Here is a 25356-nt window from a genome sequence, read left to right as displayed (position 1 = left end):
TATGAGTAACGAACATACAGTAAAATCATACGAAGAAGAGTTAAGACATTTAATTGACTCAGTAATTAAGATGGGGAGTTTAACCGAGTCACAAATGGTCGACTCTATGGATGCTATTATAAAAGTTGATAAAGATTCTATTGATAAAATTATTAAAAGTGATGAAGAGATAAATAAATTTAGATCTAAAATTGATACTCAAATAATGACCCTTTTAGTTAAAAGAGCACCGATGGCAATTGACCTTAGAGAAACAATAAGCTCTTTAAAAATTTCACAGGATCTTGAGAGAATTGGAGATTTATCAAAAAGTAATGCAAAAAAAGTTAAGCCCTTACCTTTAGATTTACCAGAAGAATTATTAGGAAATTTAAAAAGACTTGGTGATTTAGTTCTAAAACAGTTGAATGATGTCTTAGATAGCTTTGTTAATAAAGACTTTGATAAAGCTAAAGAGGTATGGGAAAAAGATGAACAAGTTGATGATCTTACATATATTGCCATGGAAAGTGTTATTGATTTCTTATCTAAAGACAAAAAGAATTTAGATTTTTCTACTCACTTAATATTTGCAACTAAAAATTTAGAAAGAGCAGGAGATCATATTACCAATATAGCTGAAAATGTTTGTTATTTGATTAAGGGTGAATATTTAAAAGGTAACAGACCAAAAGGAAAAGTTATCCAAGAATAAAATGAATGGAAAAATTTTTATTATTGAAGATGAACCTTCAATAATTCAATTAGTCCAACATAATCTTGAAAAAGAAGGTTTCATAGTATCTTCATCAGAAAATGGCAATGAAGGTTTAAAACAATTAAAAAAATTTGAACCAAATTTGTTGTTATTAGATTGGATGTTACCTGATTTATCAGGGATAGAAATTTGTAAAAATATAAGAAAAGATAATAAATTTAAATCTTTACCAATAATTATGCTTACAGCCAAAGGTGAAGAAGAAGATAAAATCAAAGGTTTAGACAGTGGGGTAGATGATTATCTAACTAAACCATTTAGTTTTAATGAATTATTAGCAAGAATTAAAGCTATTCTTAGAAGATCAAATCCAGAGATAGTTTCTGACAATTTAGAATATGAAGATTTATTTTTAGACAGAATAGAAAAAAGAGTGTTTAGAAATAAAAAAGAAATAAAACTAGGACCTACTGAATTTAGGTTGTTAGAATTCTTTCTAATGAATCCAAAAAGAGTTTATTCAAGAGATCAAATTTTAGAAAATGTTTGGCCAAATAATGTAAACGTAGAAAGCAGAACAATTGATGTTCACATTAGAAGATTAAGACAATCTATAAATATTGATAATACAAAAGAACTAATTAGAACAGTTAGAGCCTCTGGATATTCTTTAATTTAAATTTTTCTATATTAGAATTTTATAAAAACCTATTAAGAATAAAGGTATTTGTAATCCAAAGTTAGTAAGTATTGCCTTATCTTTTGAAAGATATCCTGCTACCGTCCAACCAACTACACCTAATCCATGGAAATATATATTGATAGGGTAGTAATTTAAATTTGTAAGCAATATTCCTGTTAAAACTAAGAATGTACTAATCCATTTTAAATATTTTTTAATAAACATCAGAAATGTTTATTTCAGTATTGTTAAAGATTTATTAAAAAAAATAATTTACTTACACTTTTTACACAAACCAAATAACTCAAGGTTGTATCTTGTATAATTCATTCCAGAATTATCTTTAAAACTTTTTAAATATTTTGAAATTTTTGTGTCTTTAATTTCTTCAATATTTTCACATTTTTCACAAATAGAAAACGCTGTAGTCTTTGTGACATCACAATTTGTGTTTTTACATGCTACGAAAGCATTTTTACTTTCTATTTTATGTATTTTACCAATCTCAATTAATTTATCTAAAGCTCTGTATACTTGGGGAGGCGCTTTGATACCTTTTTTTTTAACATCAAATAAAATGGAATAAGCTTTAAGTGGTTCATTAGAATTTTTGATTGTATCAAGAACTATTTGTTGATTTTTTGAAAGAAATTCTTGTTTCATATTTATAACTTTATTCATTATAGATTAGTTTTTCAATTGCGGTGATTGTTTTATTTTAAATAAAGACAATATAAATAAGAATAAAGAAGCAGCAATAATAGATGGACCTGATGCTGTATTAAATTCTAATGATGAAAAAAGACCTAAAATCACAGACATCAAACCTCCAATCACAGAAAAAATAACCATCATTTTAGGACTACTAGAAATATTTCTAGCCATTGCTGCAGGTATAATTAACATTCCGGTAATCAACAATAATCCAACCATTTTTATTGATATTGCAATTATTGCAGCCATTAAAATTGTGAAAATGATTTTAGACCTTTCTGGATTTAGGCCTTCTGCTTCAGCAAGTTCATAATTAACTGTTGATGCAAATAAAGGTCTCCATATTAATTTAAGTATACAAAGAATAATTGCTCCACCAATCCAGATAACGGTAATATCTTTAACAGTAACAGCTAAAATATCTCCAAAAAGTAAACCCATTACGTCAAATCTAATAAATGTTAAAAAACCAATAACAACTAATCCAACTGCCAATGAAGAATGAGCCAAAAGACCAAGTAAAGCATCTCCTGGTAAATTAGTTCTGCTTTGAAGTTTAATTAAGATTATTGCAACAATTGAAGAAATTAGAAAAACAGAGAGAGCAATATTTAATTCAAATGAATAAGCAAGCGTAACACCCAATAAAGCTGAATGTGATAATGTATCTCCAAAGTAAGATAATCTTCTCCAAATAACAAAACAACCAAGAGGTCCTGTGACTAAGGCAACCCCAATTCCAGCAATCAAAGCTCTTATAAAAAAATCATCTAACATCTTAATTCTTTTTAATTTCACCATCATTTGAATGAACATGATCATGATTATGTTCATATAAAGCAAGAGTTTTTGAAGCTTGCTCACCAAATAAGGCTTTGTATTCATGATTTGATGCAACATCTATTGGTGAACCAGAACAACAAACATGACCATTTAAACAAACTACATGATCTGTAGCACTCATAACGGTATGAAGATCATGTGAAATTAATAGAATTCCACACTTTAATTCATCTGAAATTTTTTTGATTAATTCATATAGAGCAATTTCACCAGTATAATCAACACCTTGAACTGGTTCATCTAAAACTAAAAGTTCTGGTTTTTTAGATATTGCTCTTGCAAGTAATACTCTTTGAAATTCTCCTCCAGAAAGACTCCCTAGATTATTATTTTTTAAATGAAGAACTCCCGTTAAATCTAAAGCCTCATTAATTTGTTCGTCATTTATACTTTCAGTTAGATTCATAAAATCTTTAACTCTTAAAGGTAAAGTCCAATCAATAGATATTTTTTGAGGAACGTATCCAATTTTGTTAGTAAATTTTTCAACTTTACCTTCAATATTTTTATAAATACCAAGTGCTATTTTTGCAGTTGTGCTTTTTCCTGATCCATTGGGACCAATAAGAGTTACAATTTTTCCTTTTTCTACACTTAAAGAAATTCCCTCAACAAGAATTTTATCTTTAATCTTAAATCCAGCATTTTCTAATTTGACTAGAATTTTTTTAGAACTCATTTTATGTATTGACTTATAATTGTTACATTATTACATAGTGTTATATTATAACAATATAATAATACAACATATGAAAAACATTAAAAAATTCCCATTTATCTTAACTATTCTATCATTATTAACAATTATTGTACCTGCAAACGCTGAAATTAAAGTAGTAGCTTCAATCAAACCAATTCATTCATTGGTAAGTTATTTGATGGATGGTGTAGGTAAACCTGATTTAATTGTAGATGGATACGCGTCTCCTCATGGATTTGCATTGAAGCCGTCACATGCAAAAATGTTACAAAATGCTGATTTGATATTCTGGGTTGGAGAAGATTTGGAAAATTTTTTAGAAAAACCATTAAATTCAATAGCGAAAAAAGCTGAAAAGATAGAATTATTAGAAATTAAAGGATTAACAAAATTAGAATTCAGAGAAAGAAATATTTTTGATGAACATGATGATCATGCAAAAGAAGAAGATGACCATGATGATCACAATCATGATAAAGATGGTCATAAAGAAGATAACCATGATGATCACGATCATGATGAGCACGACCATGAAGGACATGCGCATGGTGAGTATGATCCACATATTTGGTTGGATCCGATGAATGCAAAAGCGATTTTAAGTGAAATGGCAGAGCACTTGATGGAAAATGATCAAAAAAATGAAGCTAAATATAAAGCAAACTTAAAAAAAGCACATAAAGATTTAGATAAACTAACAAAGAATGTTAAATCTGAATTAAACAAAGATTTCAAATCAATCGTTTTTCATGATGCTTATCAATACTTTGAAAAAAGATTTAATATAAATGTATTAGGTGCTTTCACTGTAAATACTGATGTTATGCCTGGAGCAGAGCAATTAGCAGAAATTAGAGAAATAATTGAACACGACAAAGTAAGTTGTGTATTTTCTGAGCCTCAATTTAACCCTGATATAATCAAAGCAGTTGCTAAAGATATGAATATTCAAACTGGCGTTATAGATCCTTTAGGAGCTACACTTAACCCAGGCAAAGATTTATATTTTGATCTAATTAGCAACATGTCAAAATCTTTTAAGGGTTGTTAAATAAAAATTGATCTTTAGCCATAAATAATATCTAATAATGGGATGAGTACAGTTTCCCTAACACTAGATGAAATATTTAATTTAGCTAAAAAGACTTTATTAGCTAATGGATGCGATGATGATACAGCATCTATTCTTGCAGATTTAATTAGAAATGCTGAAAGAGATGGTTCTTTATCTCATGGTCTCTTTAGATTACCAGCTTATGTTTCAGGATTAAAAAGTGGGAAGATAAATGGTAAAGGAAAACCTGAAGTAAAAAAGATTTCACATTCAGTTATAAAAGTTGAAGGAAATAATAGTTTAGCCCCAGTAGTTTTAAATAAAGGATTACCAGAACTTGTTAAAGCAGCTAAAGAAAATGGTGTAGCCGTTTTAGCAATAAACAATTCTCATCACATGGCTGCTATGTGGCCAGAGACAGAAAAATTAGCTGAAGAAGGTTTAGTAGCATTTGCATGTACATCTTATAAGCCAGCTGTTGCACCAGCTGGTGCAATCAAACCTTTGTTTGGAACAAATCCAATTTCATTTGCATGGCCTAGACCAGGAAACACTCCTGTAGTTTATGATATGGCTACAGCATCCATGGCTATGGGTGAAGTTCAAGTTGCTAAAAGAGAAGGTCATAAAGTTCCTCTTGGCACAGGATTAACTAAAGATGGAAAAGAAACAACGGATCCAGGAGAAATTGCAGATGGCGGTGTATTATTACCTTTTGGTGGTTACAAAGGCTCAGCTATTGCAATGATGGTTGAATTAATGGCAGGTGCTTTAGTAGGTGATAATTTTAGTTATGAAACAGCAGCAAAAGATAATAATGATGGAGGACCGCCAAGTGGGGGAGAATTTATTATAGCAATTTGCCCAAACAAAACTTCAGGCACCAATTGGCAAAATCATTCAGAAGAATTTTTTGAGAAAATGAAATCTATGGGCGAAGTAAGACTTCCTGGTGAAAGAAGACATAAAAATAGATTAGACACTGGTCCAAGAAATATTAATGAAGAATTAGTTAATAAGATTAAATCTCTAAGCTAAAGTAATCTCAATCGGTGTGTGGTCAGATGGTTTTTCTCTACCTCTTGGATCTTTATTTATATTAATCTCTTTAACATTATCTATTAAAGAATTTGATATTAAGAAATGGTCAATTCTCATTCCATTATTTTTTTGCCAAGCACCTCTCATATAATCCCAAAAAGTGTATCCTTCTTTGTCTTCATAAAAATGTCTGTACACATCATTAAGACCAAGATTTAACATTTCTCTATATTTCTTTCTTATTTCCAATCTAAATAATGCATCATCTTCGAAGCTTTTTGGATTATAAACATCTTCAGCAGAAGGAATTATATTAAAATCACCAGCTAGAATAATTTTTGAATTTTTTTTACTTAAAGACTTAAGTTGTTTGATTAGTTGATTTATCCAATCTTTTTTATATTCATATTTTTCTGTATCAACTGGATTACCATTTGGAGTATAGATATTAATTAACTGTATTTTCTTTTTTTTATAATCAAGTTCAGCAGAAATAATTCTTGATTGTTTTAATTTATCTTTAATTAAATCTGTTCTAATATTCGAAAGTTTATTTTTTGAAATTATTGCAACTCCATTATAACTTTTTTGTCCAAATACATGACATTCATAATCCATAGAAGCAAAATCATCATAAGGAAAATTAACATCTTCAGTTTTAATTTCCTGCATCATTAAAATTTCAGGCTTATATTTAAGTAAATAACTCTTAATATTTTCTATTCGAGCCCTAACAGAGTTGACATTCCAGGATGATATTTTCATTAAAGAGAAAAAGAAACACCACAACCACAAGAAGATTTTGTTTGTGGGTTAGTAATTTTGAACTGTTCACCAATTAATTCAGATACATAGTCTACTTCTGAGCCTTTTAACAAATCTGCAGAAGTCTTATCAATTAAGATATTTTCATAATTTAAATCATCTTTATTTTTACTCTGATCAAAAGTGAATTCATATTGAAAACCAGAGCAACCACCACCTTTAATAGCGATTCTAAAAAAACTTCCCTTATCTTTTTTTGATAACAAATTAGTTATTTGTTTTAACGCTTTATCAGTAAATTTAATTTCTTTAATCATAAATGAACACTGTTATTACTAATATAATACTAAATTTGTATATTTAAAGAATGAAAAATTACTCAAACATTGGGGAATTCAAAAGTAAAGGGAGGTTATTTAAAGAATCACTTTCTAAATACAGATCTCCATTTCAAAGGGATAGAGATAGAATTATTCATAGTGCTTCATTTAGAAGATTAAAACATAAAACTCAGGTTTTTGTTAATACGGAAGGCGATCATTTTAGAACTAGAATTACGCATTCAATTGAAGTAGCTCAAATAGCAAGATCAATTTCAAAATATTTAAAATTGAATGAAGACTTAGCAGAAACCTTAAGTCTTGCTCATGACCTAGGGCATACTCCTTTTGGTCATGCAGGCGAAGATGCATTAAGTGAATGCATGGACAATTATGGTGGTTTTGACCATAACTTGCAAACATTGAGAATTATTATGTTTCTAGAAAACAAATATCTTAAGTTTGACGGTTTAAATCTAACAATTGAAACTTTAGATGGTTTATTAAAACATAATGGTCCTCCAAAAGATCTTAATTTAGTAGAGCAGTTAATTGGACTTCGATCATTTAAAAATATGATCGCTTATAAAAACCAGCCCTCATTAGAGGCTCAAATTTCAGCTATATCGGATGATATCGCTTATAATAATCACGATATTCAGGATGGTATAAAAGCAAATTTATTTAAATTGGAAGAGTTAATTGAAATTAAATTTTTTAAAGATATTTATAAAAAATATAAAAACAAAATAAATAAGACTAATTATAACATTGCTATTTATCAAATTATAAGAGACTCAATAGATTTGATGATCAAAGATTTAATAATGAATACTCAGACAAATCTTAAAAATTATAGAATTAAGACAATTAACGATGTCAAAAAGACTGATAAAATGGTTGTTAGATTTTCAAACGTTATGCAATCTTCATTAGATGAAATCAGATTTTTTCTAAGAGTAAATATGTATGATAATAAAAACGTTTTACTAAAAAATAATAATGGAAAAAAAATTATTAAGATTTTATTTGATAAAATTAAAAATAAACCTCTTAAATATATTTCTAAAAAACAACTTTCTAAAGATAAATACAGGGCAATAGCAGATTATATTTCTGGTATGACAGACAGATATGCAATTAATTTAAACAAAGGTCTTAAATGAATATTTTTGATTTATATTTAGATAAAATTAAAGATGTATTGAGTTCTTTGTCAAAAAATAATGAAATTATTTTACCTGAAAGTTTAGAAGGTATAAATGCAGAAATACCACCTGCAAAATTTGATTGTGATATTTCTACTAACGTTGCAATGGTATTATCAAAAGCTAACAAAAAGTCCCCGACAGATCTTGGAAATCTAATATCTAAATCTTTAGTTGAGAAGGATAAGGTGATTGAAAAGGCTGAGGTAGTCAAACCAGGATTTATTAATATCAATTTGAAACCGGAATTTTGGACTAATTTTTCAAAAGAGATATTAGGAAATTCAAAATCTTTTGGAAAAAATGAAAAAGAAAAAAAACATAATTATCTAGTTGAATTTGTATCTGCTAACCCAACTGGACCATTACATGTGGGCCATTGCAGAGGTGCCATATTAGGTGATGTTATTTCAAATGTTTTATTATTTAATAATCATAAAGTAACAAAAGAATATTATGTAAATGATTATGGAAATCAGATAATAAATTTTACTAAGTCTGTTTATTTTAGAATTAGAGAAATTTTATTCAGTGAAAAATTTCCCATTGAAAATGAAGATTTATATCCTGGTGATTATTTAATTGATTTTGCAAAAAATATTTCATCTGAGAATAAAGATATAGATTTCAGTAATTATGAGAAAATTTCTACTAAGCTTACTGAATTATCAATTGAACAAGCTTTAAAACTGATAAAGAAAAATTTAGAAAGTCTTGGCATTATTCATGATAATTTTGTTAGTGAAAAAAAATTGGTTGAAAATAATGAAGTTCAAGATGTTATTAAATATCTAACAAATAATAACTATGTTTATACTGGAAAAATCAAGGCTCCCGAAGGAGAGGATAATAAAAATTGGGTGGAACGTGATCAGCTACTTTTTAAATCAACGGATTTTGGAGATGATAAAGATCGAGCTTTACAAAAATCTGATGGATCATGGACATATTTTGCTAGTGATGTTGCTTATCATAAAAATAAGTTAGATAGAAAATTTGATTATTTAATCAATATCCTTGGTGCTGATCATGCTGGTTATATTAAAAGAATTACATCTTCTGTTGATGCGCTTTCAAATTCAAAGAATAAATTAATTTGTAAAGTTAGCCAGTTAGTAAAATTAATTAAAGATAACAAACCTTTTAAGATGTCAAAACGAAAAGGTGATTATATTACTGTTGATGATTTAATAAGTGAAGTTGGTAAGGATGCTACGAGATTTATTATGTTAAACAGAAGTAGTGATGTAGAATTAGATTTTGATTTCGATAACGTAATTGAAAAATCAAAAGATAATCCTCTTTACTATGTACAATATGCGTATGCTAGAATTTCATCTGTATTCAGACATTTAGGAAAAGATATCAATAAAGATTTAGATATAAAAAATTTTAATTTTAAATATTCAAAAGAAGAAATAAAGATATTAAAGAAAATATCTGAATGGCCAAAATGCATTGATACATCATGTAAGAAGCTAGAACCTCATAGAGTGCCTAGCTATTTATATGAACTTTCATCTGAATTTCATTCATATTGGAATTTAGGTAAAGATAATCCAGAAAAAAGATTTATAAATGAAAATAAAGAAATATCTGATGAAAAATTAGTTTTTTTAAAGGTTATTTCTAATTTGATAAAATCTGGAATGGGAATTGTTGGAGTTTCAACACCTGAGAAAATGTAATGCTGAAAGAAATAAAATATTTAATTTTCACAATTATAATTTTTTTATTTCTTTTTTTTACAGGCAAATATTATTTTTCAGATGAATATAAAAAAAAATCTTACAGATCTTTAAATAATATTAACAATAAAATAGATAATTATTCATCGAAGCTACCTATATTAGAAAGTGATACAGATAATATTGTCGAATATGTTAAGCAAAATACTAAAAAAAAGAAAAAATTTAATTTTTGGAAATTATTAGAAGATGATAAAGAGTAGGAGAGCTTTTATAACAGGTATAAAATCCTTAAAACTCAATTCATCTGAAATAAAATTCTTAAAGAAATATAAACCTTGGGGTGTCATTCTTTTTTCAAGAAACATAAAAGATATTTCGCAAACAAAAAAACTAACTGACCATATTAGAAAGATTTTTAGAGATAAAAATTATCCAATCTTAATTGATCAAGAAGGGGGTAGAGTAAATAGATTAAATAATATTATATCATTTAATACATTAACTTCTGAATATTTTGGAGATCTGTATAAAAAGAATAAGTTTAAATTTAATATTGTCTATAAAATGTTTGTTGATCAAACATCTCATTTATTAAAATTAATTGGAGCTAATATTAACACATTACCAGTTTTGGATATAAGAATAAAAGGTTCTAGTAATATAATTGGAGATAGATCTTTTTCAAAAGACCCTAAGATTGTTTCAAAAATAGGCGATCTTTGCATTAAATATTTTCATGATAATTCAATAGGAACTGTAATAAAACATGTACCAGGTCATGGTGAAGCTAAAGTTGACAGTCATCTCTTTACACCAACTGTTAAGAAAAAATTATCAAAATTAATAACTAGTGATTTTTCTGCATTTAAAAATAAGAAAAGTTTTTTTGCGATGACTGCACATGTAATTTATGATGATATTGATAAATCTAATACAGCAACACACTCAGAAAAAGTTATTAAACTTATCAGAAATAAAATTGGCTTTACAAAAATTTTGATTTCCGATGATTTATCAATGAAAAGTTTAAAAAAAGATTTAAAATTTAATACAATTAGAACATTCAGCTCAGGTTGTAATATTGCTCTTCATTGCAATGGTAGATTAAATGAAATGACAACAGTTGCGTCAAACTCACCATTAGTAGATAGTTTTATTATTCAAAAAACTTCAGAATTTTATAAGATTTTAAGATAAGATATTTTAATGAGCGAAGTTGATTCTGATCTTTTCAATGTTGATATCAGTAACTATCAAGGTTCTCTTGAAGTTTTGCTTGATCTAGCTAAAGCACAAAAAGTTGATTTAGAACAAATTTCTATAACAAAATTAGCCGATCAATTTAATGTTTACATTAAAAAAAATTACAATTTAAATTTAGAAATTGCCTCTGAATATTTATTAATGGCTACATGGCTTGCATATCTAAAATCTAAATTACTATTACCAGGTACGCCTGAAGAGGAATTTAAAGTTCAAGAGGTGGCTGAAAAATTAAAATTACAATTAAAAAAATTAGAATTAATTAGACTTTTATCTGATCAAATGTTGAAAAGAAAAAGATTAGGAAGAGAAATTAGAACAAGAGGAATGAAAGCAAATATAAGATCAATTTATAATTCTGAGTATAAACTTAATTTATTTGAGATTTTGAAAACTTACGCAAATATAATTATGACAAAAGATTTTCAAAGAATGAATATTCCTAAATTACCTGTTTATACAACTGAAGATGGCATAAAAAGAATTAAAGAATTTTTTGGAAAACTTTTAGATTGGAAAGATTTAGAAGAATTAATTCCAAAAAATTTTAAAGATGGTAAAAATTTTAAAAAAACTGGTAGAGCAGGAATATTTGCAGGATCATTGGAACTAGTTAAAGAAGGAAATTTATCAATCAAACAAGAAGATTTATTTAAGAAAATTTATATTAAAGAAAACAAATGAAAAAAGAAAAATTAGAAAAAAAAGATAATGTAGTTAAATTTCCATCTAAAAGATCTAACTTGGAAAGAGAAATTGAAGCTATCATTTTTGCAGCAGCAGAACCATTAGATTTAGAAACAATTGAAAATAAAGTTTCTAGCAAAGGTAATATAAAAAAAACGTTAGAAAAATTACAAGACGAATATTCTTCGAAAGGAATAAATCTAGTTTGTATATCAAAAAAATGGTCATTTAGGACTGCACAAAATTTATCTAGTTTAATGTCTAAAGAAAAAACTGTAGAAAAAAAATTATCAAAAGCTGCAATAGAAACTTTAGCAATAATTGTTTACCACCAACCTGTTACAAGAGCAGAAATAGAAGAAATCAGAGGTGTTGCTTTTGGCACAAACACACTTGAAATACTAATGGAACTAAATTGGGTCAAACCAGGTGGAAGGAAAGATGTTCCAGGAAAACCTATACAATACGTTACAACAGATGACTTCTTAAGTCATTTTAACCTTCAAAAATTATCTGATTTGCCTACTGTTGATGAGCTAGGTGCTGCAGGATTAATTGATACATCAAGTGTAGATAATGCGATTTTTGGTACTGGAAAATTCTACAAAGAAAAACAAGATGAAAAAAAAGAAGATATCTATTCAAATATCGATGAAATGCTCAACAGCACTCTTAATAAAGAGGAAGATGAAAATTGATACTTTTATTTTAACTACAAAAAGGCTATAAACATTTTATGAGTATCGGAATTTGGCAAATAGTTATTATAGTTATTTTAGTAGTACTTCTTTTTGGAAGAGGAAAAATTTCAAGCTTAATGGGCGATGTAGCTAAAGGAATTAAAAGTTTCAAAAAGGGTATGGCATCTGATGCAGATGATAATGAGCCTAAAAACATATCTGATAATAATCAAAATAATAATAACCAAGACTCCAACAATAAAGATTAAATCACATGCCTACTATTGGTTGGTTTGAGATTTTAATAGTAGTTGCCCTTGCTATAATTGTTCTTGGACCTAAAGACTTTCCAATAATGCTAAAAAAAGTTGGTTCTTGGATCGGATCAACAAAAAGATACATCAATAATATTCAAGATGAAGTTTCAAATATTAATATTGAGCCAGATGAGACTGATAAAAAAGAAAAAGATAAAAAAATAGATAAAGATGAGTGAAGATAAATTTGAAGGTGGTTTCGTAAGTCATTTAGCTGAATTAAGACAAAGGCTAATTCATAGTTTTATTTTTTTAATTATATTTTTTGTAATTTGTTATTTCTTTTCAGAATATATTTATGGTTTTCTTGTAGATCCTTTTGCTCAAGCTGTTAAGGATGATAATTCAAATAGAAGATTGATTTTTACAGCTCTTCAAGAAACTTTTCTTACTTATTTAAAAGTTTCTTTTTTCACAGCTTTTTTTGTTACATGTCCATACATATTAATGCAGATTTGGAAATTTGTTGCTCCTGGTCTTTATAAACATGAAAAAAAAGCAATCATGCCTTATTTAATACTTACACCAATATTATTTTTTTTAGGTGGCATGCTTGTTTATTATTTGATTATGCCATTAGCTATAAAATTCTTTTTATCTTTTGAAAGTACAGGTGCTTCTACTAATTTGCCAATTCAACTTGAGGCTAAAGTTAATGAATATTTATCTTTAGTAATGAAATTAATTTTTGCCTTTGGCATTAGCTTTCAGCTACCCGTTGTCTTAAGTTTATTGGCAAGAATCGGTGTTGTAGATTCTGATTTTTTAAGAACTAGAAGAAAATATGTTGTTGTTATAATTTTTGCTGCAGCAGCAATATTAACACCACCTGATCCTATAACTCAAATCGGATTAGCAATACCATTATTAATATTGTATGAGTTATCAATATTTTCTGTAAATTTAATTGAAAAAAAAAAATTAGAACAAGAAGAAGCTGATGCATAATATTAAAGATATTAGAAAAGACTTAAAATCTTTTGAGGAACACTTAAAAAAAAGATTTTTTAATGTTGATATTGATGAAATTAAAAAACTTGATGAAAATAATAGAGAATTAATACAGAAAAAAGAAACTTTAGAACAAGAAAAAAAAGAAATTTCAAAATCAAAAGATCAAAATTTATTCAAAAGATCTAAAGAAATATCATCAGAAATTGATAACTATTCAAAGGAACAAACTGAAATTAAAAACAGATTAGAGAACATTTTATCTTCTATTCCAAATATTCCACATTTAGACGTGCCGATAGGAAAAGATGAAAATGAAAATTTAGAAGTTTCAAAATCTGGTAAAATACCAGAATTTGATTTTAAACCGAAATCTCATTTTGATTTAGGTGAAAAATTAGGAATGTTAGATTTTGATTTAGCTACCAAAACGACTGGTGCTAGATTTGTTTTTGTTAAAGGTAAGTTAGCATTAATGGAAAGAGCAATTACTAATTTTATGTTAGATACCCATATACATAAAAATTCTTATAAAGAAATATCTCCTCCTTTAATGGCATCAGCTAATACAATGTATGGTACTGGTCAATTACCTAAATTTGAAAATGACCAGTTTGAATTAAAAATGGAAGAGGGTTCAGATAGAAAGTTTTTAATCCCAACAGCTGAAGTTATTTTGACAAATATAGTTAAAAACCAAATTGTTGATAAAGCAAATTTACCAATGAGATTAGTTGCTGCTACACCATGTTTTCGTAAAGAAGCTGGTAGCTACGGAAAAGATACTAAAGGAATGATAAGACAGCACCAATTTTACAAAGTTGAGATGGTAAGTATTGTTGAAAATCAAAATTGCTTAGAAGAACTAGAACGTATGACTAATTGTGCAACTGATATTTTAGATCAATTAGAATTACCATACAGAAAAGTTATTCTATGCACAGGAGATATGGGTTTTAGTGCAGAAAAAACTTATGACATTGAAGTTTGGTTACCTTCAGAAAATAAATATAGAGAAATTTCATCTTGTTCATCATGCTCAACATTTCAAGCTAATCGAATGAAATCTAGATATAAAAATGATAATAAGGAAACTCTATTCGTTGGTACATTGAATGGCAGTGGCTTAGCAGTTGGTAGAACAATGATAGCTATTATGGAAAATTACCAACAAAAAGATGGCTCAATAGAAATTCCCAAAGTCCTAAGACCCTATATGAACAATATGGACAAAATAACTTCCAATTAAAGTTGTTTTCATTAATTAGATAGTATAAAAATCAGCATCATTTAAAGGAGAATTATGGAAGGTTCAGGAATAGGTCAATTTATACCGTTAATTTTAATATTTGTAATTTTTTACTTTTTTCTTATCAGACCACAGCAAAAAAAAGTTAAAGAACACAAAGCTATGGTTGAGAACTTAAAAAAGGGTGACAAAGTTATTACTTCTGGAGGAATAACTGGAACTATTGAAAGAGTTGTCGATAACGAAAGAGTTGAAGTTGAAATAGCTGAAAATGTTAAAGTTGAAATTATTAAAGCTACTGGAATTCAGTCTTTAATGGGTACACCAGAAGTTAAAAAATAATCTAATATATTAAGTGTTATATTTTTCTAAAACTAGAATTGTATCTATACTAGTATTTATATTAGTGTTTATTTTTATTGTTTCTTCAAATTTCCTTAATTTTACAAATCAAACAATTAATAAAAGAATAAATTTAGGTTTAGATTTGCAAGGTGGGTCTTACTTATTATTAGAAATTGATAATAAACCTGTAGTCCAACAAAAACTTCAAAACTTAACTACAACTATAAGAAATTACTTTAAAGATAACAATATCAATATATTTGATATATCTATAGAGGAAGAAAACATTTATTTTAAAGTAGATGATTTAAATAAAGAAAAAGTTGTATCTACGTTCAAGGATGAAGAAAGTGAAATTAATCCCTATTATCCAAGATTTAAATCACATCAATTAGATATATATGATGAAAACAATAGATTAAAATTATCATTGTCCAGACAAGGTTTAATTGAATTAAAAACTTCATCACAAGATCAAGCAATCGAAATTGTTAGAAGACGTATAGATGAAATAGGTACAAATGAACCAAACATCTTAAAAAGAGGTAATAATAGAATTTTAGTTGAGTTACCGGGTCTTGATGACCCTGCGAGAATTAAATCATTATTAGGCAAAACAGCTAACTTAACTTTTAGATTTGTTACACAAAACAATTCTGAAACTTTTGGTGTAGAAAAACTTGTTTATGAAAATAGTTCTGAAGAAGCTCTAGTTAGTAAAAGAATTATTTTAAGCGGTGAGAATCTTTTAGATGCACAACCTAGAATGGACACACTAAATAATGAAACTGTTGTTTCTTTTACACTTGATAGAATAGGTGCTAAAAGATTTGGTAAAGCAACATCATCAGGTATTGGTAAGCAATTAGCAATTATATTAGATGGGAAAATTATAAGTGCCCCAGTAATTCAAGACGCAATTGTTAGTGGGAATGGTCAAATAAGTGGTGGCTTCACGTTTCAATCAGCTACGGATTTAGCATTATTATTAAGATCTGGTGCTTTGCCTGCTCCCATGAATATAATTGAAGAAAGAACTGTAGGACCTGATTTAGGTCAAGACTCAATAGATGCAGGTATTTTTGCTTTAATTATTGGATCTATATTAGTTTTAGTTTTTATGTTTATAAAATATCGAATATTTGGCTTAATTACTAATATCACATTGATACTCAATTTAATTATCTTAATGGGAGTTTTAACATTGTTTGAAGCAACGTTAACCTTACCGGGTATTGCTGGTATTATTTTAACTGTAGGTATGGCGGTTGATGCAAACGTACTTATTTTTGAAAGAATAAAAGAAGAATTAAAGAATGAAAAAAATAATATAATTGCATTTGATAGTGGTTATACAAAATCACGAACTGCAATTATTGATGCTAATATAACAACATTGCTAGCTGCTATAATATTATTTTTTATGGGATCTGGTCCCATAAAAGGTTTTTCAATTACGCTTGGTGTTGGAATATTTACAACATTATTCTCTGTGTATTTCATTGCTAGGTTGTTGACTAGTTTATATGTATCTAAAAATAAGGATAAAGAGGTATTAATAAGATGATATCTTTTAATAAATACTACAATCTATTCAATATAGTTTCAGTTATTTTAGTTGTTTCATCTATTTTATTGCTTGTTTTTAAAGGATTAAATTTTGGTATTGATTTTAAAGGTGGAACATTAATCGAATTAAGAGCAGCAGATAAAAAAATTAATATTTCTTCACTAAGAGACTCTTTGAATAACATGGACCTTGGTGATGTATCAGTTAAAAATTTTGGTAATGAAACTGATTTCTTAATTAAATTTGAAAACAACTCTAAGAAAAATATTATTGAAGATATAAAAAATAATTTAGAAAATTCATTTGGTAATACATTCAACTTCAGAAGAGTAGAAAATGTTGGTCCTAAAGTTAGTAGCGAATTATTAAGATCAGGGATAATAGCTATATCTGTAGCATTAGCTGTAATGTTATTTTATATTTGGATTAGATTTGAATGGCAGTTTAGTTTAGGAGCCATATTAGCTTTATTTCACGATGTATTCGTAACTCTTGGTTTTTTTTCACTATTCAGTTTGGAAATAAATCTTTCAATTATAGCAGCTGTTTTAACAATAGTAGGTTACTCTATGAATGATACTGTCGTTATTTATGACAGAGTAAGAGAAAATTTAAGAAAATATTCAGATATAAGAATATTTGAATTAACAAATATTTCAATAAACGAAACACTTTCAAGAACGATTATTACATCAGCAACAACTTTATTTGCATTGTTAGCAATATATTTGTTTGGTGGAGAAATTTTAAAAGGTTTTTCTTTAGCGATGATTTTAGGTGTTGTATTTGGAACTTATTCATCTATCTATATAGCAAATACAGTTCTTGTGAGATTAAACGTAACTCAAAAAACAGTTCTAAGAGAAGATAAAGAGTAACTTAATATAAGTTTTGAGCTGCAACCATTGTTAATAACATTGGTAATGATAACAATGTATTTGTTCTAGAAAACAACATAGCAGTTTTTGCAGATTTTGCTTTTAATTCAGGATCACATTCAACAATACCTAAGGCTCTTTTTTGATTTGGCCATATTACAAACCATACGTTAAATGCCATCACTAAACCAAGCCACATTCCAATGCCTATAGCAGTATGTTTTGGAATACCTGATCCAATGCTTAAAGTCATTGCATCATGAAGATATCCATTTAAGCCTGCAAGAATTAAACCAGATAAAACTGTAAATGCAGCAGCCCATCTAAAGTAAAATAGAGCAGCAGGAGCAATAACTTTACCTATTGCAGGTTTTTGTTCATCTGGAATTTTTCCCATATTTGGAATCTGAACAAAGTTGAAATACCATAATAAACCAATCCACATTATTCCAACTACAACATGAACATACCTAGCTATCCAGCTCCAAAAAGCTCTATCAAAACCAAAACCATCGTTTTGCATGAATAGACCTAAAAATAAGATAATTGCTAATGCAAGAGAGGCATGAATTGTTTTTGATAATGAAGATAATAAATTTGACATGATTCTTATTTTATACACTAAAATTAATGAAATTTTAATTATAAATTAGTTCAAAAGGGGTTTTAAAAATTTACCTGTATAACTGTCTTCAATTTTGACAATTTCCTCAGGTTTTCCTTCTGCTATGATTTTTCCACCTTTTACGCCGCCCTCGGGACCCATATCTACAATATAATCAGCTGTTTTAATAACGTCTAAATTATGCTCAATTACTACGACTGAATTTCCTAATGCAACAAAAGTGTGAAGAATTTCTAATAGTTTTTTAATATCATGTTGATGTAATCCTGTTGTCGGTTCGTCAAGAATATACATCGTTCTCCCAGTAGATCTTTTTGAAAGTTCTTTAGCAAGTTTTATTCTTTGAGCCTCTCCTCCTGATAGAGTAGTGGCCTGTTGTCCTATTTTTATATAGCCTAAACCTACTTTTTTTAGAGTTAAAAGTTTTGATTTTATATTTGAAATATTTTCAAAATACTCACATCCTTCATCAACTGTCATATTCAATACATCTGCAATACTTTTATCTTTAAATTTTATTTCAAGAGTTTCTCTATTGTATCGTGTTCCTTTACATTCATCACATTGAATATACACATCAGGTAAGAAGTGCATTTCATAAGTAATAACACCATCGCCTTCACAAGCTTCACATCTTCCACCTTTAACATTAAATGAAAATCTTCCAGGCTTGTATCCTCTTGATTTAGACTCAGGTAAAGCTGTAAACCAATCTCTTATTGGACCAAATGCTCCAGTATATGTGGCAGGATTTGATCTTGGGGTTCTGCCAATAGGTGATTGATCAATATCAATTATCTTATCAACTAGTTCAGTACCTTTAAATCCTTTGAATGGTTTTGGAATTTTTCTAGATTTGTTATTATTTAAAGCAAGGTTAAGAGCATTATATAATGTTTGTAGAACTAATGTTGATTTACCACTACCAGATACACCAGTTACACATGTGAGGCTACCAAGTGGTATTTTTAAATTTACATTGTCAAGATTATTACCTGATGCACCGGTAATTTCTAAAAATCTTCCATTTTTTGCAAGCCTTCTTTTTTTAGGAACATCTATTCTAAATTTGTTTGATAAATATTTTCCTGTTATACTTTCTTTATTAGCAGTAATTTCTTTTATTGTGCCTTGAGCAATAACTTCACCACCTTTACTTCCAGCTTCTGGACCTAAATCAATAATATGATCAGCATTTTCCATTGTCTCAGTATCATGTTCGACAACAATAACTGTATTACCTAGATCTCTTAATCTTTTTAAAGCACTAATTAATTTAACATTATCTTTTTGATGAAGACCTATAGATGGTTCATCTAAGACATAAAGTACTCCAGTTAAACCTGAACCAATTTGTGATGCCAATCTAATTCTCTGAGCTTCACCACCAGAAAGAGTGCTGGACTCTCTTGATAGTGTTAAATAATCTAATCCAACATTTAATAAAAATTTTAATCTTTCATTTATTTCTTTTAGAATATGTTCAGCAATTTTTAGTTGTCTTTTGTTTAATGTTTTTTCTAAGTCGTTAAACCATTTAGCTGCATCACTTATGGATTTTTCGGTTACTTCACTTATATGTAAATTATCGATTTTTACACATAAAGCCTCATCCTTTAACCTATGTCCATTACATCTTTCACATTTTGTGTCTGATTGATATTGAGCTATTTCCTCTCTTTTCCAATCACTATCTGTTTCTAGATAACGTCGTTCAAGGTTGTTAATTACTCCTTCAAATGTTTTTTTATGTGAGTATTTTTCATACCCGTCATCATAATTAAACTTTATTTCCTCATCATCAGATCCATATAAAATAATATCTCTAATTTTTTTGGGTATTTTGTTCCACTTATCTTCTAATGAAAAACCATAATGTTTAGCTAAAGAAGCTAGAGTTTGAGCATAATACATTGTTGTTGTTTTAGCCCAAGGTTCAATAGCTCCATCAGCTATACTTTTTTTATCATTTGGGATTACAAGATTTGGATCTACATTTAATTTTACACCTATGCCTTCACATTCTTCACAAGCTCCAAATGGACTATTGAATGAAAATAATCTTGGTTCTATTTCTTCAATTGTAAAACCACTTTCAGGACAAGCAAATTTTGTTGAAAATATTAAGTTTTCGATTTTTCTAAATTTTTTAGGTAATGTTTCATCCTCATATTCAACAAATAATAAACCATTTGCAAGATTTACTGCTGTTTCAATACTTTCTGCTAATCTATTTCCTAATGAAGAATTTAATACAATTCTATCAACTAAAATTGAAATATCATGTTTAACTTTTTTATTTAATTCTGGAGATTTATCAATATCGTATAAAACATTATCAATTTTAATTTTTCTAAATCCTCTTCTTTTAAAACTTTGAATTTCTTTTTTATATTCTCCTTTTCTACCTCTAACGACAGGAGCATATAAATATATCGTAGATTTTTTTGGGAGCTCTTTAATTTTGTCTACTATTTGGGAAATAGTTTGAGATGTAATTGGCTTACCTGTAAAAGGAGAGTAGGGAATACCAGCTCTCGCATATAATACACGCATATAATCATAAATTTCAGTTACAGTTGCAACTGTAGATCTGGGATTTTTAGATGTATTTTTTTGTTCAATAGATATTGCGGGACTTAAACCCTCAATAAGGTCTACATTAGGCTTTTTCATTTTATCTAAAAACTGTCTTGCGTATGCAGAAAGACTTTCAACATATCTTCTTTGACCTTCTGCATAAATTGTATCGAATGCTAATGAAGATTTTCCTGATCCAGATAACCCTGTTATTACAACAAATTTATCTTTTGGAATTTCAAGGGAAACATTTTTTAGATTATGTTCTTTTGCCCCCTTAATAAGTATCTTTTTGATCATAAATTTTTGTTGCTTTGTCTAATAAAATTATTATTCAGAGTAAAGTGTGATATAAATCTATTTAATTTAATTAACAAATATTAAAATATTATGGCAGGAAGTTTAAATAAAGTATTATTAATTGGTCGTTTAGGCGCAGACCCAGAAATCAAACAAATGGTTAATGGCAAAAGTGTTGCTAGATTAAGTTTAGCAACTAGTCAAAGTTGGAAAGACAAAAATACAGGTGAAAAAAAAGAAAAAACGGAATGGCACCGTGTAGTTGTATTTAACGAAGGTTTAGTAAATGTAGTTCAACAGTATTTGAAAAAAGGTGCTCAAATCTATGTTGAAGGACAACTTACAACTAGAAAATGGAAAGATGAACAATCTGGACAAGATAAATATTCTACTGAAATTGTAATTCAAGGTTATAATTCTTCACTCACAATGTTAGGTGGCGGAAGTGGGTCTGGCGGAATTCAGAATGATTCAATGTCTCAAATTTCAAATGATATGTCTGACAATTCACAGATATCAAATGAAATGGATGATGATATTCCTTTTTAGTTAAGTAATGCAAAAAACAGAATTACCAAAAGACAATAATATAAAACTGATCTCAATGCATGATGAGATGAGCTCATCATATCTATCTTATGCAATGAGTGTTATTGTTTCTAGAGCTCTTCCTGATATTAGAGATGGATTAAAGCCAGTTCATAGAAGAATTCTGTATGCGATGTATAAAGGTGGATATGACTGGTCTAAACAATTTAGAAAATCTGCAAGAATAGTCGGGGATGTTATAGGTAAATATCATCCTCATGGTGATCAATCTGTCTATGATGCATTAGTAAGAATGGTTCAAGATTTTTCGATGAGTTTACCATTAGTTGATGGTCAAGGTAACTTTGGTTCCATAGATGGAGATCCTGCTGCAGCAATGAGGTATACCGAAACAAGATTGTCCAAAGTAGCTCAATTTTTAATTGATGACATAGAAAAAAACACAATTTCTTTTAAAAGTAATTACGATGAAACTGAAAAAGAGCCTTCTGTTTTACCTGCCCAATATCCAAATCTTTTAGTAAACGGAGCAGGTGGTATAGCAGTTGGAATGGCAACTAGTATTCCACCACATAATCTTGGTGAGATAATTGACGGCACTTTAGCTTTAATTGATAACAAAGATATTACAGTTAAACAATTAATGAAACACATACCTGGACCTGATTTTCCAACTGGTGGTGTAATTATTGGTAAAGACATTATTAAACAAGGTTACAGCAAAGGAAGAGGTTCTTTTAAAGTAAGAGGTCAAATATCTATAGAGCAAATGAAAAATGGAAGAGAGAGACTTGTTATAACTTCAATTCCTTATCAAGTTAACAAATCTGTATTAAATGAAAGAATAGCTCAATTAGTTAGAGAAAAAAAAATTGAAGGAATTAAAGATATTAGAGATGAGTCAAGTAGAGAAGGAATAAGAGTTGCAATTGATTTAAGAAATGGTGTTGAACCTGAAACTGTTAAGAGACAACTTTATAAAAATACTCAAATTGAAAGTTCATTTGGTTTCAATACTTTAGCAATTGTTGATGGCAAACCTCAGACATGTAATCTAAAAGATTTTTTAACAAATTTTTTATCTTTTAGAGAAGATGTTGTAATTAAAAAAACAAAATTTGATCTTCAAAAAGCAGAAGAAAGAGCTCATATTCTTATTGGCTTATCTGTTTCAGTAGAGAATTTAGATAAAATAATTAAAATTATTAGATCTTCAAAAACACCTGATGATGCAAAGAAAGCAATTTTATCTACTAAATGGAAAATAAATAAATCACAGAAATTAATTTCTTTAGTTGAAAATAAAAAATCTAAGGGGGCTTATAGTTTATCTGAAGCTCAAGTAGTTGCTATCTTAGAATTAAGATTACAAAAATTAACAGCTTTAGGAATAAATGAAATTGAAGTTGAAATAAAGAAACTTGCAGAATTAATAACAAAATACAAAAAGATTATTTCTTCGAAAAGAGAACTTTTAAAAGTTATTAGTGACGAACTTCAGAATATTAAAGAAAAATTTTCAGTAAAAAGGAGAACTGACATCATAGATGCGGTGTTAAATTATGATATTGAAGAAACAATTCAAAAAGAAGCTGTATTCATAACAGTTACACTTCAAGGTTATATTAAAAGAGGATCACTAAACAATGTTAAGCAACAAAAAAGAGGTGGAAAAGGAAAAACCGGAATAACAACAAGGCAAGAAGACTCAGTTGTTCAAACATTGTCTGTTAATACACATACATCGGTATTATTTTTCTCAACAGAGGGATTAGTTTACAAAATTAAAGCGTGGAAAATTCCTGAGGGATCATCTGTTTCAAAGGGGAAATCTTTATTCAATATTTTACCTTTAAAAAGCCACCAGTCTATAAGCTCTATTATGCCTTTTCCTGAAGACGATCCAGAATCAAAAGATTTAATGATTATATTTGCTACTGCACAAGGAAAAGTTAGAAAAAATAGTCTAGAAGATTTCTCTTCAATTAACGCTTCTGGAAAAATTGCAATGAAATTAGACCCTAACGATAGAATAGTTGGCGTAAAAATTTGTAGAGATGATCAAGACGCAATGTTGAGTACTAAACTGGGTAAATGTATTAGATTTGAAACTAAGAAATTAAGGGTTTTTAAAGGCAGATCTTCTAAAGGAATAAGAGGTATTGATCTTGCGAAAGATGATCAAATTGTATCTCTGTCAATTATTCAAAATGATAAATCATCTAAAAATGGCAAACAATCATCTGCTGAAAAAGCTGAATTAAAAGCAAAGGAAAAATTTATTTTATCAATAACAGAAAATGGTTATGGAAAAAAAACATCTCATTATGACTACCGAGTTACTAACAGAGGTGGCAAAGGTATAATTGGCATTGTAAATTCTGCAAGAAATGGAAACATAGCATCTTCTTTTCCAGTTTATGATGGTGATGATATTATAATCTCAACTAATAAAGGAAGAGTTATAAGAGTTGCTGTTAAAGAAATAAGAACAGCTGGAAGAAATACTCAAGGTGTTAGAATTATCAAATTATCTGGTGATGAAAAAGTTGTTTCAGCCACGAAAATTGATGATAACCTAGTTTAATGTCAAAAACTGCTATATACCCTGGAACATTTGATCCAATAACTTTTGGTCATATAGACGTAATTAAAAAAGGACTAAAGTTATTTGATAAAATAATTGTTGGTGTTTCGGATGTTAATAATAAATCTTATTTATTTAACTCTGAAGAAAGAATTCAAATTGTAAAAGATGCTCTCTTTAAAGATCTCAAGTTAAATAAGAAAAAAATAGTAATAGTATCTTTTACATCATTAACGACTGATTTATGTAAAAAGTATAAATCAAATATTATATTAAGAGGTTTAAGAGCAGTGTCAGATTTTGAATATGAGTTTCAATTAGCTGGAATGAATAGAAAATTAAACTCTAATATAGAAACATTATTTTTGATGTCAGATGTAGAAAACCAAATTATTTCATCTCGATTTGTTAAAGAAATAGTAAAATTAAATGGAAACATAGGAAAATTTACTACCAAAAGTACAATAAAATCTTTAAAAGAAAAATTATGAAAAAAATTTTAATAAATTTATTTGTTTTACTTTTTTTATTAACCAATCAATCAATAGCTGAGGAGAATATAATGATTTTAAAATTAAAAGATGGAGATGTAAAAATTGAGTTATTTCCGGATGTTGCCCCTAATCACGTCAAAAGAATTAAAGAATTAGCTGATAGTGGTAAATATGATGGTGTAGTTTTTCATAGAGTAATTGATGGTTTTATGGCTCAAACAGGTGATGTACAATTTGGTAATTCTTCAAATGATAATTTTGATTTAAGAAGAGCAGGTATGGGTGGATCTGATCTACCTGATTTAAAACAAGAATTTAATAGTTTACCTCATGACAGAGGAACTTTATCAATGGCAAGAGCACAAGATCCAAACAGTGCAAATAGTCAATTTTTTATTTGTTTTAAACCAGCACCTTTCTTAGATAGACAATATACTGTTTTTGGAAAAGTTATCGAAGGTATGGAACATGTTGATAGCATTAAAAGAGGTGATAGTAATAATAATGGTGCTGTTGACGATCCTGATAAAATTATAAGCTTTAAATCTCTATAGTTTATTTAATAG

29 protein-coding genes are annotated in these 25356 nt (G+C 28.2%); 21 read left to right on the top strand and 8 right to left on the bottom strand.

Going from position 1 to position 25356, the window contains the following annotated elements; translation table 11 throughout:
* Nucleotide 1 precedes the first annotated feature (1 nt).
* Nucleotides 2-694, top strand: a complete 693-nt coding sequence (gene phoU, locus ACTT90_RS05845) for a phosphate signaling complex protein PhoU (protein ID WP_014953210.1) — start codon at nt 2-4, stop codon at nt 692-694.
* A 1-nt stretch (nt 695) separates the two neighbouring features.
* Nucleotides 696-1376, top strand: coding sequence for a phosphate regulon transcriptional regulator PhoB (gene phoB, locus ACTT90_RS05840; RefSeq protein WP_440937847.1), 681 nt, complete (start codon nt 696-698; stop codon nt 1374-1376).
* Between the two features lie 6 nt (nt 1377-1382).
* On the opposite strand, the gene ACTT90_RS05835 is transcribed toward phoB, so the two are convergent.
* From ACTT90_RS05835 to ACTT90_RS05820, 4 genes are read right to left on the bottom strand one after another with little or no spacing between them, the layout of a single operon-like run.
* The gene (locus ACTT90_RS05835) at nt 1383-1604 is read right to left on the bottom strand and encodes a DUF6552 family protein (RefSeq protein WP_014953212.1); all 222 of its coding nucleotides are present in this window, start codon (nt 1602-1604) and stop codon (nt 1383-1385) included.
* A 48-nt stretch (nt 1605-1652) separates the two neighbouring features.
* The gene (locus tag ACTT90_RS05830) at nt 1653-2042 is read right to left on the bottom strand and encodes a Fur family transcriptional regulator (RefSeq protein ID WP_440909490.1); all 390 of its coding nucleotides are present in this window, start codon (nt 2040-2042) and stop codon (nt 1653-1655) included.
* Nucleotides 2043-2066: 24 nt separating this feature from the next.
* Nucleotides 2067-2870: a metal ABC transporter permease gene (locus ACTT90_RS05825; RefSeq protein WP_440909491.1), complete on the bottom strand. Its 804-nt coding sequence runs from the start codon at nt 2868-2870 to the stop codon at nt 2067-2069.
* 1 nt (nt 2871) lies between these two features.
* On the bottom strand, nt 2872-3615 hold the full coding sequence (locus ACTT90_RS05820) for an ATP-binding cassette domain-containing protein (protein ID WP_440937846.1): 744 nt from the start codon (nt 3613-3615) through the stop codon (nt 2872-2874).
* A 70-nt stretch (nt 3616-3685) separates the two neighbouring features.
* On the opposite strand from ACTT90_RS05820, the gene znuA reads away from it, so the two are divergent.
* Together znuA and ACTT90_RS05810 are read left to right on the top strand one after the other, a co-directional pair.
* Complete coding sequence (gene znuA, locus ACTT90_RS05815) at nt 3686-4687, top strand: zinc ABC transporter substrate-binding protein ZnuA (protein ID WP_440937845.1); 1002 nt, start codon at nt 3686-3688, stop codon at nt 4685-4687.
* A 42-nt stretch (nt 4688-4729) separates the two neighbouring features.
* On the top strand, nt 4730-5728 hold the full coding sequence (locus ACTT90_RS05810; protein WP_440937844.1) for an Ldh family oxidoreductase: 999 nt from the start codon (nt 4730-4732) through the stop codon (nt 5726-5728).
* Here ACTT90_RS05810 and xth read toward each other — a convergent pair.
* Both xth and ACTT90_RS05800 read right to left on the bottom strand, forming a co-directional pair.
* Nucleotides 5720-6496: an exodeoxyribonuclease III gene (gene xth / locus ACTT90_RS05805; protein WP_440937843.1), complete on the bottom strand. Its 777-nt coding sequence runs from the start codon at nt 6494-6496 to the stop codon at nt 5720-5722. The two genes, ACTT90_RS05810 and xth, sit on opposite strands and share 9 nt — an antisense overlap.
* A complete protein-coding gene (locus ACTT90_RS05800; protein ID WP_440937842.1) occupies nt 6496-6813 on the bottom strand; it encodes a HesB/IscA family protein in 318 nt (105 codons plus the stop codon). Before ACTT90_RS05800 ends, xth begins: the two co-directional genes overlap by 1 nt.
* A 50-nt stretch (nt 6814-6863) precedes the next feature.
* Here ACTT90_RS05800 and ACTT90_RS05795 point away from each other — a divergent pair, with 50 nt between their 5' ends.
* From ACTT90_RS05795 to secF, 13 genes are read left to right on the top strand one after another with little or no spacing between them, the layout of a single operon-like run.
* Complete coding sequence (locus tag ACTT90_RS05795) at nt 6864-7982, top strand: deoxyguanosinetriphosphate triphosphohydrolase (RefSeq protein ID WP_440937841.1); 1119 nt, start codon at nt 6864-6866, stop codon at nt 7980-7982.
* Entirely contained in the window at nt 7979-9712 is a 1734-nt protein-coding gene (gene argS, locus ACTT90_RS05790) for an arginine--tRNA ligase (protein WP_440937840.1), read from the top strand. The genes ACTT90_RS05795 and argS overlap by 4 nt, the downstream gene beginning before the upstream one ends.
* On the top strand, nt 9712-9975 hold the full coding sequence (locus ACTT90_RS05785) for a hypothetical protein (RefSeq protein ID WP_014953222.1): 264 nt from the start codon (nt 9712-9714) through the stop codon (nt 9973-9975). The genes argS and ACTT90_RS05785 overlap by 1 nt, the downstream gene beginning before the upstream one ends.
* A complete protein-coding gene (locus ACTT90_RS05780) occupies nt 9962-10912 on the top strand; it encodes a glycoside hydrolase family 3 N-terminal domain-containing protein (RefSeq protein ID WP_440937839.1) in 951 nt (316 codons plus the stop codon). Before ACTT90_RS05785 ends, ACTT90_RS05780 begins: the two co-directional genes overlap by 14 nt.
* Nucleotides 10913-10921: 9 nt before the next feature.
* On the top strand, nt 10922-11662 hold the full coding sequence (locus ACTT90_RS05775) for a segregation and condensation protein A (RefSeq protein ID WP_440937838.1): 741 nt from the start codon (nt 10922-10924) through the stop codon (nt 11660-11662).
* Entirely contained in the window at nt 11659-12363 is a 705-nt protein-coding gene (scpB, locus tag ACTT90_RS05770; RefSeq protein ID WP_440937837.1) for an SMC-Scp complex subunit ScpB, read from the top strand. Before ACTT90_RS05775 ends, scpB begins: the two co-directional genes overlap by 4 nt.
* A 38-nt stretch (nt 12364-12401) precedes the next feature.
* Nucleotides 12402-12614, top strand: a complete 213-nt coding sequence (locus ACTT90_RS05765) for a twin-arginine translocase TatA/TatE family subunit (RefSeq protein ID WP_014953226.1) — start codon at nt 12402-12404, stop codon at nt 12612-12614.
* A gap of 5 nt (nt 12615-12619) precedes the next feature.
* Entirely contained in the window at nt 12620-12841 is a 222-nt protein-coding gene (gene tatB, locus ACTT90_RS05760; RefSeq protein ID WP_014953227.1) for a Sec-independent protein translocase protein TatB, read from the top strand.
* Nucleotides 12834-13610, top strand: coding sequence for a twin-arginine translocase subunit TatC (gene tatC / locus ACTT90_RS05755; RefSeq protein WP_440937836.1), 777 nt, complete (start codon nt 12834-12836; stop codon nt 13608-13610). The genes tatB and tatC overlap by 8 nt, the downstream gene beginning before the upstream one ends.
* Nucleotides 13603-14862 (top strand): serine--tRNA ligase, encoded by a 1260-nt coding sequence (gene serS / locus ACTT90_RS05750; protein WP_440937835.1) that lies wholly within the window; start codon nt 13603-13605, stop codon nt 14860-14862. Before tatC ends, serS begins: the two co-directional genes overlap by 8 nt.
* A 54-nt stretch (nt 14863-14916) precedes the next feature.
* Complete coding sequence (gene yajC, locus ACTT90_RS05745; protein ID WP_440937834.1) at nt 14917-15204, top strand: preprotein translocase subunit YajC; 288 nt, start codon at nt 14917-14919, stop codon at nt 15202-15204.
* 13 nt (nt 15205-15217) lie between these two features.
* On the top strand, nt 15218-16774 hold the full coding sequence (secD, locus tag ACTT90_RS05740; RefSeq protein ID WP_440937833.1) for a protein translocase subunit SecD: 1557 nt from the start codon (nt 15218-15220) through the stop codon (nt 16772-16774).
* A complete protein-coding gene (gene secF, locus ACTT90_RS05735) occupies nt 16771-17655 on the top strand; it encodes a protein translocase subunit SecF (RefSeq protein WP_440937832.1) in 885 nt (294 codons plus the stop codon). The genes secD and secF overlap by 4 nt, the downstream gene beginning before the upstream one ends.
* Nucleotide 17656: 1 nt before the next feature.
* Here the strand turns inward: secF and ACTT90_RS05730 are convergent, their stop codons facing one another.
* Together ACTT90_RS05730 and uvrA are read right to left on the bottom strand one after the other, a co-directional pair.
* Nucleotides 17657-18259 (bottom strand): urate hydroxylase PuuD, encoded by a 603-nt coding sequence (locus tag ACTT90_RS05730; protein ID WP_014953233.1) that lies wholly within the window; start codon nt 18257-18259, stop codon nt 17657-17659.
* Between the two features lie 45 nt (nt 18260-18304).
* The gene (uvrA, locus tag ACTT90_RS05725) at nt 18305-21160 is read right to left on the bottom strand and encodes an excinuclease ABC subunit UvrA (RefSeq protein ID WP_440937831.1); all 2856 of its coding nucleotides are present in this window, start codon (nt 21158-21160) and stop codon (nt 18305-18307) included.
* A 90-nt stretch (nt 21161-21250) separates the two neighbouring features.
* Between uvrA and ssb the strand changes: the two genes are divergently transcribed.
* The 4 genes from ssb to ACTT90_RS05705 are packed head-to-tail and all read left to right on the top strand — an operon-like array spanning nt 21251 to nt 25344.
* Entirely contained in the window at nt 21251-21709 is a 459-nt protein-coding gene (gene ssb, locus ACTT90_RS05720) for a single-stranded DNA-binding protein (RefSeq protein ID WP_440937830.1), read from the top strand.
* 7 nt (nt 21710-21716) lie between these two features.
* Nucleotides 21717-24296 (top strand): DNA gyrase subunit A, encoded by a 2580-nt coding sequence (gene gyrA, locus ACTT90_RS05715; RefSeq protein WP_440937829.1) that lies wholly within the window; start codon nt 21717-21719, stop codon nt 24294-24296.
* On the top strand, nt 24296-24787 hold the full coding sequence (gene coaD, locus ACTT90_RS05710; protein WP_014953237.1) for a pantetheine-phosphate adenylyltransferase: 492 nt from the start codon (nt 24296-24298) through the stop codon (nt 24785-24787). The genes gyrA and coaD overlap by 1 nt, the downstream gene beginning before the upstream one ends.
* On the top strand, nt 24784-25344 hold the full coding sequence (locus tag ACTT90_RS05705; RefSeq protein ID WP_440937828.1) for a peptidylprolyl isomerase: 561 nt from the start codon (nt 24784-24786) through the stop codon (nt 25342-25344). Before coaD ends, ACTT90_RS05705 begins: the two co-directional genes overlap by 4 nt.
* Nucleotides 25345-25356: the final 12 nt, after the last annotated feature.

Origin of the sequence: Candidatus Pelagibacter sp. (assembly GCF_052049935.1) — a bacterium.
In the GTDB taxonomy this organism is placed as follows: domain Bacteria; phylum Pseudomonadota; class Alphaproteobacteria; order Pelagibacterales; family Pelagibacteraceae; genus Pelagibacter.
This window is presented reverse-complemented; position numbering and strand designations above follow the sequence as displayed.